The 13,958-nt window shown below is 69.1% G+C and carries 12 protein-coding genes; 5 read left to right on the top strand and 7 right to left on the bottom strand.

What is annotated here, in order from left to right; translation table 11 throughout:
- Positions 1–47 precede the first annotated feature (47 nt).
- Entirely contained in the window at positions 48–839 is a 792-nt protein-coding gene (locus tag NBY65_RS18205; protein WP_150041753.1) for a transporter substrate-binding domain-containing protein, read from the bottom strand.
- A complete protein-coding gene (locus NBY65_RS18200) occupies positions 836–1,540 on the bottom strand; it encodes a GntR family transcriptional regulator (RefSeq protein ID WP_150041754.1) in 705 nt (234 codons plus the stop codon). Before NBY65_RS18200 ends, NBY65_RS18205 begins: the two co-directional genes overlap by 4 nt.
- A gap of 385 nt (positions 1,541–1,925) precedes the next feature.
- On the opposite strand from NBY65_RS18200, the gene NBY65_RS18195 reads away from it, so the two are divergent.
- Positions 1,926–2,513, top strand: a complete 588-nt coding sequence (locus NBY65_RS18195) for an OmpA family protein (RefSeq protein ID WP_162530624.1) — start codon at positions 1,926–1,928, stop codon at positions 2,511–2,513.
- Between the two features lie 48 nt (positions 2,514–2,561).
- Positions 2,562–2,816 carry a cysteine rich repeat-containing protein gene (locus NBY65_RS18190; protein WP_150041756.1) on the top strand — a complete coding sequence of 85 codons (255 nt, stop codon included), beginning with the start codon at positions 2,562–2,564 and terminating at the stop codon, positions 2,814–2,816.
- A 40-nt stretch (positions 2,817–2,856) separates the two neighbouring features.
- Here the strand turns inward: NBY65_RS18190 and NBY65_RS18185 are convergent, their stop codons facing one another.
- Positions 2,857–3,684 carry a hypothetical protein gene (locus NBY65_RS18185; protein ID WP_150041757.1) on the bottom strand — a complete coding sequence of 276 codons (828 nt, stop codon included), beginning with the start codon at positions 3,682–3,684 and terminating at the stop codon, positions 2,857–2,859.
- Between the two features lie 246 nt (positions 3,685–3,930).
- Positions 3,931–6,195, bottom strand: coding sequence for a cache domain-containing protein (locus NBY65_RS18180; protein ID WP_150041758.1), 2,265 nt, complete (start codon positions 6,193–6,195; stop codon positions 3,931–3,933).
- A 265-nt stretch (positions 6,196–6,460) separates the two neighbouring features.
- On the opposite strand from NBY65_RS18180, the gene NBY65_RS18175 reads away from it, so the two are divergent.
- The 3 genes from NBY65_RS18175 (at position 6,461) to NBY65_RS18165 (ending at position 10,317) form a co-directional block, all read left to right on the top strand.
- Entirely contained in the window at positions 6,461–7,900 is a 1,440-nt protein-coding gene (locus NBY65_RS18175) for an FAD-binding oxidoreductase (protein ID WP_239002847.1), read from the top strand.
- Between the two features lie 73 nt (positions 7,901–7,973).
- Positions 7,974–9,581: a hypothetical protein gene (locus NBY65_RS18170; RefSeq protein ID WP_150041760.1), complete on the top strand. Its 1,608-nt coding sequence runs from the start codon at positions 7,974–7,976 to the stop codon at positions 9,579–9,581.
- Positions 9,582–9,768: 187 nt separating this feature from the next.
- Entirely contained in the window at positions 9,769–10,317 is a 549-nt protein-coding gene (locus NBY65_RS18165; RefSeq protein ID WP_162530625.1) for a DUF4337 domain-containing protein, read from the top strand.
- A gap of 30 nt (positions 10,318–10,347) precedes the next feature.
- On the opposite strand, the gene NBY65_RS18160 is transcribed toward NBY65_RS18165, so the two are convergent.
- From NBY65_RS18160 to NBY65_RS18150, 3 genes are all read right to left on the bottom strand, one after another.
- Positions 10,348–11,400, bottom strand: a complete 1,053-nt coding sequence (locus tag NBY65_RS18160) for a DUF3616 domain-containing protein (protein ID WP_150041762.1) — start codon at positions 11,398–11,400, stop codon at positions 10,348–10,350.
- Positions 11,401–11,494: 94 nt separating this feature from the next.
- A complete protein-coding gene (locus tag NBY65_RS18155) occupies positions 11,495–11,818 on the bottom strand; it encodes a response regulator (protein WP_239002848.1) in 324 nt (107 codons plus the stop codon).
- Positions 11,727–13,685: a sensor histidine kinase gene (locus NBY65_RS18150; RefSeq protein WP_150041764.1), complete on the bottom strand. Its 1,959-nt coding sequence runs from the start codon at positions 13,683–13,685 to the stop codon at positions 11,727–11,729. The genes NBY65_RS18155 and NBY65_RS18150 overlap by 92 nt, the downstream gene beginning before the upstream one ends.
- Positions 13,686–13,958: the final 273 nt, after the last annotated feature.

Raw genomic sequence — 13,958 nt, 5'->3', positions numbered from 1 at the left:
CATGGGCAGGAGGACGTCGCCCCCTGCCCGTCCTGCGAGGCCGGGCCTTACAGATCGGCCGGCAGATCGGCCCCCAGCCATTTGCGCGAGATCGCCTGCAGCGAGCCGTCCTTCTTCGCCGCGGCAATGATAGCGTCGACGCGCGCGCGCAGCGCCGGCTGGTCCTTGTTCAGTCCGATATAGCAAGGGGAATTCTTGATCAGGAACTTCAGCTCCGGCCGGCGCGGCGGGTTGCGCGCCAGGATCGCCGCCGCCACCACGTTGCCGGTGGCAACGATGCCGACCTGCCCGGAGAGGAAGGCCGAGATGGTACCGTTATTGTCCTCGTAGCGCTTGATCACCGTGCTGGCAGGCGCGATCTTGGTCAGTTCCAGGTCCTCGATGGCGCCGCGGGTGACACCGACGGTCTGGCCGGCGAGGTCTTCCGGCTTGCTCACCTTGGTGGCGGCCGGGGCGAAGACGCCGTTGAAGAACGGCGCGTAGGCCGACGAGAAGTCGATCACCTTCTCCCGCTCGGCATTTTTCCCGAGGCTGGAGATCACCAGATCCACCTTGCCGGTCTGCAGATAGGGAATGCGGTTGGCGCTGGTGACCGGCACCAGTTCCAGCTTCACCCCGAGCTTCGCCGCGATCAGCCGCGCCACGTCCACGTCGTAGCCGACCGGCTGCATGTCGGTGCCGACCGAGCCGAAGGGCGGGAAATCCTGCGGCACGGCGATGCGCACCGTCTTGCGCGCGAGGATATCCTGCAATGCCTCGGCGTGTGCCGCGCCGGGCCATGCCAGCGGCGCGGCGAGGCCGGCGGCCAGGGTGAGCGAGAGCAAGGTCCTGCGTTTCATCGGCGGGCTTTCGTGCTGGAGGAAGGATCGGGAGACGCGGGCGAGAGGATGGCCCGCAACCCCGCGAGGGGATCGCGGGCGGCGCCGAGATCGAGGCCGCGCTCGACGTCGCGGATATGCGCCTCCATCAGCGCGGCGGCGCCGGCGAAGTCGCCGGCTTCCAGCAGCGCCACGATGCGCCCATGGTCGTCGCTGGAGGCGGCGGCGTGCTGGTCGGACTGATACAGCATCGACACCAGCATTGTCCGCGCCGTCAGGTCGCGCAGGATCGCGATCAGCAGCGGGTTGGCGAAGGCCTCGGCGAGATGGATGTGGAAATCGCCCAGCAGGCAGGTGCGCGAGCCGACATCACCGGCGGCCAGGGCGCGGCGCTCTTCCTCGACATGAGCGCGCAGATGCGCCAGCACCGCGGGGGGAATCTGCGTCAGCGCGCGCAACATGCCGGCTTCGATCAGGCGGCGCGCCTCGTAGGCGGCGCGGGCATCGGCGGCGGAGGGCTCGACGATGAACCAGCCGCGCCGGGCGCTGACCTCGACGATGCCGCGCGTCGCCAGCCGCATCATCGCCTCGCGCACCTGGGTGCGGGAGACGCCGTAGAGCGCGGCCATGCTGGCCTCGCCCAGCCGCGTGCCGGGCGGCAGCCGCCCGGCCAGGACGGCGGAGATCACGGCCTCTTCGATGCTGTCGGGAACGGTCGCCATGAAACTGCCGGATCAGTCTTGCATACAAGATTGGTAGGCAAGCTTCGTGCCAGCCGCGAACCAAGGCAGCGCGGTTCCACCGCCCCGCAACGCCCCTCACAACGAGCACAATTATGTGCGTTATACGATCATTTGCCCGTTTATACGGCAGCCTTCGCACCGCCGCCGCCACGAACCGAGGCAACCGCCCACCCGCAGACCGGTCAGCCCTTCGGGCTACTGGCCTCAGAGGCCGTTTGCGTCCTGCCAAAATGGCATAGTCGCGCGTCCCTTCGCCGCATATCGTCCCGCCCGATGCCGAGGGGCCCTTGCCGGCAAATCGGTCGAAAGCGGGCTGCGATGGCATGGCCGGTGGAGGAGATGCCTGATGAGCAAGCCGTGGTTATTGGCCGCCACGCTGCCTCTCGCGCTGCTGGCAACAGGTCAGGCGCGGGCGCAGCAGCCCGTACCGACCGCCAGTGACATCGCGCGCGCCTGCGGCAGCGACGTCGATCGTCTCTGCCCCGGCGTGCCGCCCGGCGGCGGACGCATCAAGCAATGCATGAAGGAGCATGTCTCGCAGCTCTCGGCCCCCTGTTTCGACACGCTGATGAGCGCCATCACGGTGATGTACACCTTGAACAGCGACATGCTGTTTCCGCCGGGGGGATGGCAGCTTTCCGACGCGGGCAAGGAGGCCATCGCGCAGATTGCGCGCAAACTCGCGCCGACGCAGGAGCACAGGCTCTATGTCAGCGGCTTCACCGACAGCATTCCCATCGGCCCGGAACTCGCCGCCGAAGGCATCACGTCCAACCTCGCCCTCTCGCAGAGGCGGGCGGATGCGGTCATGCAATTTCTGATTTCGCAGGGCGTCAATCCCGCCCTCGTGGTGGCGAAAGGCTTCGGCGATGCCGACCCGATCGCCTCGAACGCCACCCCCGAAGGACGTGCCAGGAACCGCCGCGTCGAGCTGTCGCTGAACCCGCTCTAACCGCATGCCCCGTGGCAATGGCTGCCACATAGCGAAGGAAGCACGCGCATGATCAGGCTGTCAGCCGCGACTGCCCTCATGGTTTGCCTGCTGGGCCATGCCGTTTGGGCCCAGGTCCCACCGCCAAGCCCGCTGCAGATTGCCGAGGCGTGTGGCGACGACATCGACCGTCTCTGCCCCGGCGTCCCACCAGGAGAGGGACGCATCAAGGCCTGCATGAAAGCCCATGCCTCGCAGCTCTCGGCCCCGTGCTTCGATACGCTGATGGCTGCTGCCGCCGCCAGGAAGGAAGCACCGCAATAGCCCCGGCCCAGCCCCGCAGGGGCCAGGGACTCCCGCGTCATCATCCGCCATCCCGCACGGACTCGCCGAACGCGTCAAGCGCCGCCCGCTGCCGGGCGATTGACGCCTGAATGATCGCCACGAAATCCGATTCCTGCGCGGCCATGCCCAGGTCCCGGCGCATGGCCGCAAGAGCAGACATCATCATTTCGGACAGCCGGAGCTTCTGCGAAAGAGACTCCCGCAGCCATTCGATGTTCCGGTCGTGCAACCCGGACCGGACGTCATTTTTCTGCGCGCCGATCTCCGCGATCCGCCGTTGCGCGGCCTGGAATTTTTCCTTGATCTTCTTCCGTCGTTCTTCGTTTTTTATTTTGCCGGCAATGTGCCGTTTCATCAATTCGGCCCACCGATCGCGCTCTTTCGTGGCGTTCACGATCCGGATGTCCAGCGCATTCAATTCCTGCGCCGCGATGTCCAATGACATGCGCCGCAGGCTCAATTGCACGACCGCGGCATCGAGTTCGGTTGCGACCCGCAGGATCGCCCGGGCGGTATTTTCCTGCGCAACCATGTAAAGCTTCGCAATGACCGGCGTTGCCTCGGCATAATTCCCCATGAGACCCGCCTGCGCGGATTTCAGGTGGCCAACGTTCCCCAGCGCAACGAAGCCTGTGTGAAGCGCCCCGGCGACTTCCAGGTATATTTGCCGGTGCAGGGCAAGGTCGCGATCCTCGTCGCGCGGAGTCCGTTCATGTGGGGAGAGCAACGTCCTCGCCTGTCCTGAAAGAATCGTTTCGGATACCAGAAAGAACGATCCGGACATGACCTTCCATGGGATGGATGTCACTTGTGTAATTAAATCGCTCAACCCACCCCAGAAGGTCATATATTCCCACCCGGACACAATCATATTACGACGGTGTCCGAATCTATTTCTTTTTTGAAATTATATGCAAGGCCGCGTTGGCGGGGCGTTGCCCCGCGCCCTACCAGGAGGCTTCGCCTCCTGGACCTCCACCAAGGGCTTCGCCCTTGGAACCTGATACTCTGTGCCGCGCAGCGCGAATTGGGGTGCAGGGGCCCCCTGGCCCCTGCCGGGTCAAGGGCGGAGCCCTTGCCTTGCTTCCTTCCCTCAGGCCGCCCGCGACGGCACCACCCGTTCAATCAGGGCACGCAGCCCCGGCGCCTCCGCGTCATCGAAGGCCACGCCCAGGCGGTCGCCCTCGGCCGAGCGCACCGTGACCGCGAGGCTCGTCCCTTCCAGCACCAGCATGCCGCGGGCGCCGGACCGGGCCGCGGACACCGCGCCGACCAGCCTTGCCCCGCCCGGCGAGAGGTCCACCACCCGCACCGTGACCTCGCCACCGCCGCCCAGGTGCAGCCGCGCCGGCAGGTCGACCGATTGCCGTTCATGCCCTCGGCGGTTCACTTCCGCGGCCGAGGTGCGCACCGCCCGCACCACCGCCTCGCGCAGTCCGACCGTCGCCGCCGCCGTCGCCTCCGCCTCGCGCCCGACCGTCTCCGCCTGGTGCTGGGTCTGCTTCGCCTCGGCGGCGAGGTCCTCAGTGCGCGCCTGCATGTCGCGCGCCGCGGTCGCGGTCTGCGACATGGTCTGGGCGATTTCCGTCGTCGCCGCTTCCTGCTGACGCACCGCCGCGGCGATCGAGGCGGCGATGCCGTCGATCTCGACGATCCGTGTCTCGATCCGGGCCACCGCGGCGACCGAGACCTCGGTGGCGGCGCGCACCTCGGCGATGCGCTTGCCGATCTCCCCGGTGGAATGCGCCGTCTGGCTGGCCAGTTGCTTCACCTCCCCCGCCACCACCGCAAACCCCTTGCCGGCCTCGCCGGCGCGTGCCGCCTCGATAGTGGCGTTCAGCGCCAGCAGGTTGGTGCGGGCGGCGATGTCGGCGATGATGTCGGCGACTTCGCCAATCTGCTGCACCTGCCCGGTCAATGAGGCAATGGCCGCCCGCGCCTCGTCGCCGGCGGCCACCGCCTGCGCCACCACCGTGGTGGAATGGCCGACCTGGCTGCCGATCTCGCGGATCGAGGCGGCAAGTTGCTCGGCGGCGCTGGCGACCGTCTGGGTGTTGGCCAGCGCCTGCACCGCCGTCGCCGCCGCCGCCTGCGCCGAGCGGTCGTTGCGCGCGGCGGAGGTCCCCATCTCCGCCGCCGTCGCCGCCACCGCCTCGGTGCGGCTGGCCACTTCGCCGAGGGCACGGATGGTTTCGCTCTCCACCGTCTCGGCCATGTGCGTCAGTGCCGCGCGCCGCTCTTCCAGTGCCTGGCGCTCGATATCCTTGCGTTCCTCGGCGCGCCGGTGCACGGCGGCGTTGTCGCGGAACACCGCCATCGCCTCTGCCATGCGCCCGACCTCGGCGATGCGCGCGATGGGCAGCTCGACCGCCAGTTCGCCCCGGGCCAGGTGCCCCATCGCGTCGACCATGCGGTCGATCGGCTGGCTGATGGCGCGGGCAAGCCACAGCCCGGCAAGGCTGGCGGCCAGCGCGCCGAACAGCGCGAAGCCGCCGGTCAGCCAGGCGGCATGGCGCTTCAGCGCGGCGTAGTCGCTGGTGTCCATGATGATCTCGATGGCACCGAGCGGCTGGCCGGCGAAGTCGCGCACCGGCCCGAGCAGGGCGGCGGCCGGTGTCGCGCCCAGGTGGCCGGCGCGGATCAGCACATCCCCCGCCTGCGCCGCCCGGTACCCGGCCGCCGCGAAGAAGCCCGGATTCTCCAGCGTGGAGGCGAAGGTCGAAAACCCGGTCTCGCCGCCGAGGTGGAAGATGACATCGACGCCGCGGTCGCGCTTGAACGCCTCGAAGAAGGCGCGGCCGAAGGACAGGCCGAACTCGACGCTGCCGACCGATTGCCCCGCCGACGCCACCGGCACCACGCCGCGCACGCTGAGCCCGGTGACGCCGGATTCCAGCCCCACCGCCGGCTGGTGCGTCGTGTGGACCTGCACGACGGTCTTGCGCACCCGCGACAGGTCGTCGCCGAAGCGCGCCGGCTCGGTGATGCGCAGGAAGGAAATCGCCGGCGGCACGTGGAAATGGAACTGCTCGACCCCGTACCCCGCCCGCAGCGCGGGATAGCCGGGCAGGAACAGCCGCGTCAGCGCCGCCCGGTCGCCCTGGCGCAGCGCCTCGCCGACCTCCGGCATGCCGGCGACCACCGCGGCCATCGCCCCGGCCTGCCGCGCCTCCTGCCGCAGCGCCGCCTGCAGCGCGTCGTAGTGTCCCCGCAATTCCCGCCGGTTGGCCTGCTCCACCAGGTCGCCGATCACCCAGGCGGCGCCGCCCACCACGAACAGCGCGGTCACCAGCGAGGCGGCGGCCAGGGCCGCGGTGATCAGGGCGCGCAATCCCGGCCGGGCGAAAAGGCGCAGCATCGAAGAATCTCCTTCGGGGCAATCCACAGTATAATAATACCTTCCCGCCCCCGACCGACATGTTGAACATGAGCATTTATAATTGCTTTGTTTGATGCGTTAAGTATACGTAACAAAATTGTTGCCTCATTCATGGCAACATTGCTACTGTTCGCATGACGCCGCGCACGAGGCAGGTGCCGATGCGACCGTAATGCTTCGTGCGCTGCACGTCAGCGCCGGTTCCGTAAGATCGGGCCGGGCAACAACAAACGGGGAAATGACCATGCACGCACGACTCCAGGCCCTTCCGGGCGGCACAGTGGACGTGGCCGAGGACGCCATCGCCACCCTGCGCGGCGCACTGCGCGGCAGCCTGACGCTGCCGGGCGAGCCGGGCTACGACGCGGCGCGGGCGATCTGGAACGCCATGATCGATCGCCGCCCCGCCATGATCGTCCAGGCCCTGGGGGCCGCCGACGTGATCCGGACGGTCGACTTCGCCCGCGAGCGCGGCGCGGTGCTCGCGGTGCGCGGCGGCGGGCACGGCATCGCCGGCAACGCGGTCTGCGAGGGCGGCCTGCTGCTCGATCTCTCGCGCATGCGCTCGGTGCAGGTCGATCCCGCCGCGCGCCGCGCCCGCGTCGAGGGCGGCGCCCTGCTCAGCGACGTGGACAAGGAGACGCAGGCCTTCGGGCTGGTGCTGCCGCTCGGCATCAACTCGACCACCGGCATCGCCGGGCTGACCCTGGGCGGCGGCTTCGGCTGGACCAGCCGCAGCCTCGGCCTGACCATCGACAACCTGGAAGCGGTGGACATCGTCACCGCGGACGGCGTGTTCCGCCGCGCCGACGCCACGCAGCATCCCGACCTGTTCTGGGCGGTGCGCGGCGGTGGCGGCAATTTCGGCGTGGTGACCAGCTTCGCGTTCCGCCTGCATCCCCTGCCGACCCAGGTGACCGCCGGCCTGCTGCTGCATCCGCTCGCCGAGGCCCCGGCGCTGATGCGCGAGTACCGGCGCCTGGTCGCCGAGGCCCGCGAACAACTCAGTGCCTGGCTGGTGCTGCGCCGGGCGCCGCCGGCCCCGTTCGTGCCGGCGGAGTGGCAGGGCAAGGAAGTGCTGATCATCGCGCTCTGCCATGCCGGCCCGGTGGCGGAGGGGGAAGCGGCGGCGGCGCCGTTCCGGGCACTGGGCCGGCCGATCGTCGATCTGGTCGGCCCGCACGCCTTCGTCGACTGGCAGGCGGCCTTCGACCCGCTGCTGACGCCGGGGGCGCGCAATTACTGGAAGAGCCACGACTTCGACGCGCTCGGCGACGCCACCTGCGACGTGCTGCTGGAGGCGGTGCGCCGCCTGCCCGGCCCCGAGTGCGAAGTATTCGTCGGGCATCTCGGCGGCGCCATCAACCGCGTCGCGGCGGACGCGACCGCCTATTCCCGCCGTGACGTCGCCTTCGTGCTGAACGTGCACACGCGCTGGCGCGATCCGGCGCAGGACGAAGCCTGCATCGACTGGGCGCGCGGCCTGTTCCACGCGCTGGCGCCGCATGCCATGGGCACGGTGTACGTGAACTTCATGCCGGCGGACGAAGCCGACCGGATCGGCGGCGCCTATGGTCCGAACTACGCGCGGCTGGCCGAGGTGAAGCGCCGCTACGACCCGCTGAACCTGTTCCGCCTGAACCAGAACATCAACACCGCCGGGCCGGCCGGGGCGAGGACATAGAGCAGCATCGGCCGCAGCGGCGGCCGCCTGCGATGTCGCCTGGCAGCCGGACGACCCGGCCGGAGGATCCCCGATGCCCGTCTCCATCCTCACGCAGCACCAGGACAACAACCGCAGCGGCGCCAACCTGGGCGAAACCCTGCTGACACCCGACGTGGTCGCCGGTCCCGGCTTCGGCAGGAAGGGCAGCTACCCCATCCCCGATGCCATCCCAGGGTCCGGCGGCGCCCAGGTCTATGCCCAGCCGCTCTATGTCCCGGGCGTCAGGATCAACGGCCGGACCTTCAATGTCCTCTACGTCGCCACCATGCACAACCACGTCTATGCCTTCGACGCCGACGGGGGCACCACCGCGCCGCTGTGGAGCAGCGGGCAGCTCGCGCCGCCGGTGCGGCTGCCCGACGCCCGTATCGGCGGCGGCAGCGCCTATCACGACATCGCCAACGAGATCGGGATCATCAGCACGCCGGTGATCTCGCCCGGCCACAACGCCATCTACGTGGTGACCTTTTCCAAAAGCGGATCGACCTATTCGCATGATCTGCATGCCCTGGACCTGACCACCGGGCGGGAGCTGTTCGGCGGGCCGCGGCGGATCGATGCCCCGCCCGGCGGCAGCGACTTCCGCAGCGAGTGGGAGAACCAGCGTGCCGCCCTGACGCTGGCCAACGACACCATCTACGTGCCCTTCGCCTCGTACAACGACCAGGGCGACTACCATGGCTGGGTGCTCGGCTTCAGCGCCTCCACGCTGCAGCCGCTGCCTCGGGGCTTCGAGGTGACGCCGGACGGATCGCAAGGCGGGATCTGGCAGGCGGGACAGGGCCTGGCCGTCGACAACCAGGGCAACCTCTATGCGATGACCGGGAACGGCAGCTTCCGGGCCGGGGGCGGCGATCTTTCCGACTGCGTCGTCAAGCTCGGGCCGGACCTGCTGGTGCGCGACTGGTTCTCTCCCTTCAACACCGCCGATCTCGGCGCGCGGGACCTCGACCTTGGTTCCGGGGGCGTGCTGCTGCTGCCCGGAACCAACCTGCTGGTGGGCGGGGGCAAGGAGGGAAAGCTCTATGTGCTCGACCGCGACCATCTGGGCCGGTTCAATCCCGCCGGCGACACCCAGATCGTCCAGTCGTTCCAGGCGACGATGCCGCGCAGCGACCACCCGGAACTGCGGACGGCGCCGATGTCAAGCGGCTACCACCACATCCACGGATCACCGGTCTATTGGGACGGGCCGGCGGAACCGGCGATCTATCTCTGGGGCGAGGCGGACTACCTGCGCCGCTTCGACTTCCATGCCGGTACCGGCAGGTTCGATCCCACGCCCGCCGACAGCTCGCAGAACGGACCGGGGCTGTACGGCCAGCCGCACAACACGCCGCCCGCCAGCATGCCGGGGGCGATGCTCACGCTTTCGGCCAATGGCGACCGGGCCGGAACCGGGATCGTCTGGGCGTCGCATCCCTATGCCGGGGACGCCAACCACGCCGTGGTCCGGGGCATCCTGCGCGCCTATGACGCCTCGAACCTGGGCCGGGAGCTGTGGAACAGCGCCAGGGACCCGGGCGACGTGTTCGCCTTCGCCAAATTCGTCCCGCCCACGGTGGCCAGCGGCAACGTCTACCTCGCCACCTTCTCCGGCGAGATCAACGTCTACTCGACCTCCGGCCACAGCGTCTGACCCGCGTGCGCGGACGGGGCCGCGACCATCGCAGCCGCAGGCAACACCCCCAGGATTCAACTGCTGGATTCGCGGGCAGGCCTGATTTCGCCCGATGCCGCCGGGCCGCATCAAACCAACGTTCCGCCGGCTGACGAGGGCGGCGGAACGGGATATCAGGCGGATCTTTGCGGAACCGGAGACATCCATGCAGGACACCGCCGACGCCATTACCGAGGCACGGGACAACCGCCGGGTCGCGCTGCTGATCGCGGCGATGGCCCTGGTGCTGGCCCTGACGGAGATGGCGGGCGACGACGCCAAGACCGAAGCGCAGTTGAAGAATGTCGAGAGCGCCAATCTCTGGTCGTTCTTCCAGGCCAAGACCGTGCGGCAGACCATGCTGCGCGGCATGTCGGAGATGCTGCCCGTGCTGGCCGCGAGGCCCGGCCGTGAGGCCGAGGCCGGGCAGTTGCCGGAACGCTGGCAGGCCACCATCCAGCGCTGGGAAAGCGAACCCGGGACGAACGAGGGACGGCGCGAACTGATGGCGCGCGCGAAGCAGGCCGAGGCCGAGCGCGACGAGGCGATCCGGCGCGACAGCCGGCTCGACACCGCCTCCGCCGTGTTGCAGGTGGGCATCGTCCTCGCCTCGGCGGCGATCGTCACCGGGACGGGCGCGCTCGTCTGGGCTGCCGCGGGGCTGGGCGCGGGTGGGGCCTTGCTCTCGCTGGTCACCTGCCTCGGCATCGCATAGGCGCCGGCGGCGGTCCCGGGGAAGGCGGCCTCAGGGAAGATCGAGGATGATGCTGCGGAAACGACGCTCCGCCTCCGGCAGGTCCTTGCAGCGCGTGCCGGGACGCAGCCTGCGGTCACCGTCGTCGCTGAGCAGCAGTGCCTGCCGCCCCGAACGATCGACGATGACCGCCTCGGGGGCGAACCACCCGGCCTGGTCGCGCAACGCCGTCAGCACCTGCGTGGCGGCGGCGACCGGCTCGGGCCGGTCCCCGGCGCGTCCCGACCAGCGGAACAGGCCGAAATGATACCGCGCCCCCTCCCCCGGGTCCCCCCGCGGCCCGGCGGCGATGACGTATTCGGAACGTGCCGGCACGTACTCGATGCTGCGGATCCCCAGGCCGCCGAGGTCCAGCAACAGCGGCGCGCCGAGCCGGGGCTCCGCCCCCCGTTCCACCACCGCTTCGGGATTCTCGAAGGGAATCACGATGGCTTTCCCCTCCCGCAGCGGATTGCGCAGGCCGATCAGCAGCGAGGCCCCGTCCGGCCGCGCCGCCAGCCCTTCGATGTTGAGCCCGTGCCGTTCCGGCGCCAGATCCGGGTCGGCGGCGTCCCCGCCGATGGCCTGCGCAAGCCCCGCCCGGGCCAGGGCGGGCCGCAGGTCGCGCGGGGATCCGAACGGCGCCAGCGCCACCGCGCCATCACCGCCGGGCGTGGCAGTGGTGGCAAGGAACACGCTGCGCCCGGCACGGGGCTTGCCCTTGCTGTTCCGCCCGTGCGAGCCGATCCAGTAGATCCGCCCACCCAGCCAGGTTGCGGCTTCCAGGTCGGCTTCCCGCTGCCGCTCCTGCTCCTGCTGGCCCAGGAAGGCGCCGAGATCGCCGCCCAGCAGGCGTGGGGGGGCCTCGTCCCCGTGCGTGTAGATGCGCAGGCGGTTGTCCTCGTCATTGGCGACGATGAAGGTCGTGAAGCCGTCCTCGGGCCAGGCGACCGCCCCCGAGGGGTCGCACATGCCGGCGTGATGCCGGATCTGGGCCTTCGCTGGGCCCCCGCCGAACACCGGCAGCAGGCACAGCCATGCCATCAACGCGCGCATCCTGGACATGGCCGCATCACGCTCCGGCCCCGGTGCGACCGCAAGACAAGATGAAGTGCATGCGCCGCAGGCCCGGGGCGTGGTCCGCCCCGCACCTGCCGGTTCACGCAGCCGGGGGACCGCCGGCCGCCCTGGCCGAATTCTCGATCGCCTTCGACAGGACGCCGATCTGATAGGGCTTGGTCAGCACCGGCACCGCCGCGAAGCGCCCGGGCAGGTCGCCGGCACCGTAGCCGGTGGCGAACATGAAGGGAATGTCGCGCTCGCGCAGGATATCGCCGATCGCGTAGCTGGGCTCTCCGTTCAGGTTGATGTCGAGGATGGCGACATCGCACTCACTCTCGCGTGCAAGGATCACCGCACTTGGGAAGGTCGCAGCCGAGGCAACGACTTCGTGGCCGATCTCGTTCAGGAATTCCTCGAGCATGTCCGCGATCATCGCCTCGTCTTCCACCACGAGGCAGCGCAGCCTGGTCGCCATGGGACTCTCCGTTGCTGGGCTCGACGACACTGGAGTCGACGACGGGGGTGAACCGGAAGCACGCCACCAGTCCCGACGGCTCGAAGCGCCTGGTCACGGCGGCATCATCGCCGAGGTCACGACGAACCAGCTTTTCCATGAGATGGGTGCCGAAACCCTTGCGCGTCGGCGGGCCGGGGACCGGCGGGCCGCCGCGCTCGATCCACTCGACCGAGGCCTGGGCGCCTTCGACATGCGCCCGCACCTCCACGCTCCCCTCGGGCACCGAGAGGGCGCCGTATTTGGTGGCATTGGTGGCGAGTTCGTGAAAGGCCAGCATCAGGGCCTGCGCCTGCCGCGGCGCGATCACCGGCAATGCGGCCTCGGTGAGGATGATCCGTCCGCCCGCCCCGCCGCCCATCCACGGCGCGAGGCCGGCACTGACCACCTTCTCGATGCCGATCGCGTCCCAGGCATGGGCCGTCAACAGGTCATGGGCGGCGGCGAGCGATCCGAGCCGGTCGGAGAACAGCGCGACGAAGCGCCGCGTCTCCTCGCCGAAGCCGGACCGCGCCGTCTGGTAGGCCAGGGCCTGCACCGTGGTGAGCGCGTTCTTGGCGCGGTGATTGAGTTCGCGGATGACCAGTTGCAGCCGCCGCTCGCTTTGCAGCAGCAGGCGCTGGTCCTCTATGCGCTGCCGCGTCTCGAGGAACAGGGCCTTCGCCACCTCATCGGTTTCCGGCAACCCGGTCACGGTCACCGATGGATCCCGGATGATGCGCTCGGGGGCGGTGGCGAAGCGGCGCAGGCGCATCAGCGGCGCGGTGATGCTGTGCGAGACCGCGGTGGCGAGCACCAGCCCCAGCACGAGGAAGGCCAGGGTCCAGGTGACATCCACCGCCGCCGCCCAGAGCGCGGGCAGGATGACATCGCGCCGCGGCACCGCCGCGGTGACGATCCAGGCAGGTTCGCCGAGATGCGCGAAGGCAACGTAGCCCGGGGTCCCGTCCGCCATGTCGGCCTCGAAAATCCCCTCCTGCTGCTGCTGGATCTCCCTTGGCAAAGGCTGGGGCGCCGCCCGTCCGACCAGCCCCTCCAGGGCCGGCACGCGCGAGATCCACACGGCGTTGCCGTCGAGCACCGACAAGGCCCAGCGCTCGTTGGGACGATACCGGCGCAGGCTCGCATCGAAGGACGCCACCTGCTGGCTCATCGCGAGCATCAGCTCGTCGCCGCCGGCGGTGCGGACCGGAATGCCGACATTGAAGATCGCCTTGCGGGAAACGGTGCCGATGATCAGGTCGGAAATCCGTGGCCGGCCCGATTGCAGCACCGCAGTCAGGAAGGCCGTGTTCCGGGTCATCGGCAGGGGCTTGCCCGCCGGCACGGCGGTGTTGACCAGTTGCTGGCCATCGGCGCGGATGACGAAGATGTCGTCCTGGGCGGTGAACCGCTCGCGCACAAGCCGGATGGCCACTTCGCGGAACCGGTCGAAATTCCCGGCACGCAGGAATTCCATCGTGCCCAGCACCTCCAGCACGCCCAGCCGCCCGCGCAGGTCGTTTTCCACCACCGACGCGACCGTGCGGGCGATGTAGAGCGCCTGCTGCCTGGCCTCTGCGCGGTTGCGCTCGAACAACTGCACGGCACCGACCAGGTTGAACAGCAGCAACGGCGCCGAGGTCGCGAAGACGATCAGCGCGACCCGCCGCCGCAGCGTGAAATGCGGCCATGCCGCGGAAAGCCATGAGGCCGCCTGCAGGATCCTGGCTTTTGCGCGCTCCGGTGCGCCGCCAATCCCGAACCGCAAACCAGTCCGGGGTATCGGCCGCATGATTTCCCCCGTCATGAATATTTGCAAAACGCGAAATGATTTCAACGCAGTATTTACTTTATAATGTATAAGACTATCTGGCAAGCACGATCCATGCTTTAGTCTCGGACGCTTTATTATCGGATGCTTTAGTATCTGATGTGCGGCCCGCGCCGGGGCGGGGAATCCCGGTTCATGCGCCCGTCCGCCCGCCGCGGCGACAGGCTTCGGGGACCTCCCGCCAGGTTCCGGATGAAAATGGTCGGTAACGACTTCTTAAGACATCCGGCGCGA

This window comes from Rhodovastum atsumiense, assembly GCF_937425535.1.
Classification (GTDB): domain Bacteria; phylum Pseudomonadota; class Alphaproteobacteria; order Acetobacterales; family Acetobacteraceae; genus Rhodovastum; species Rhodovastum atsumiense.
Note: the sequence above shows the minus strand (reverse complement) of the source record. Positions and strands in the feature narration are given on the sequence as shown.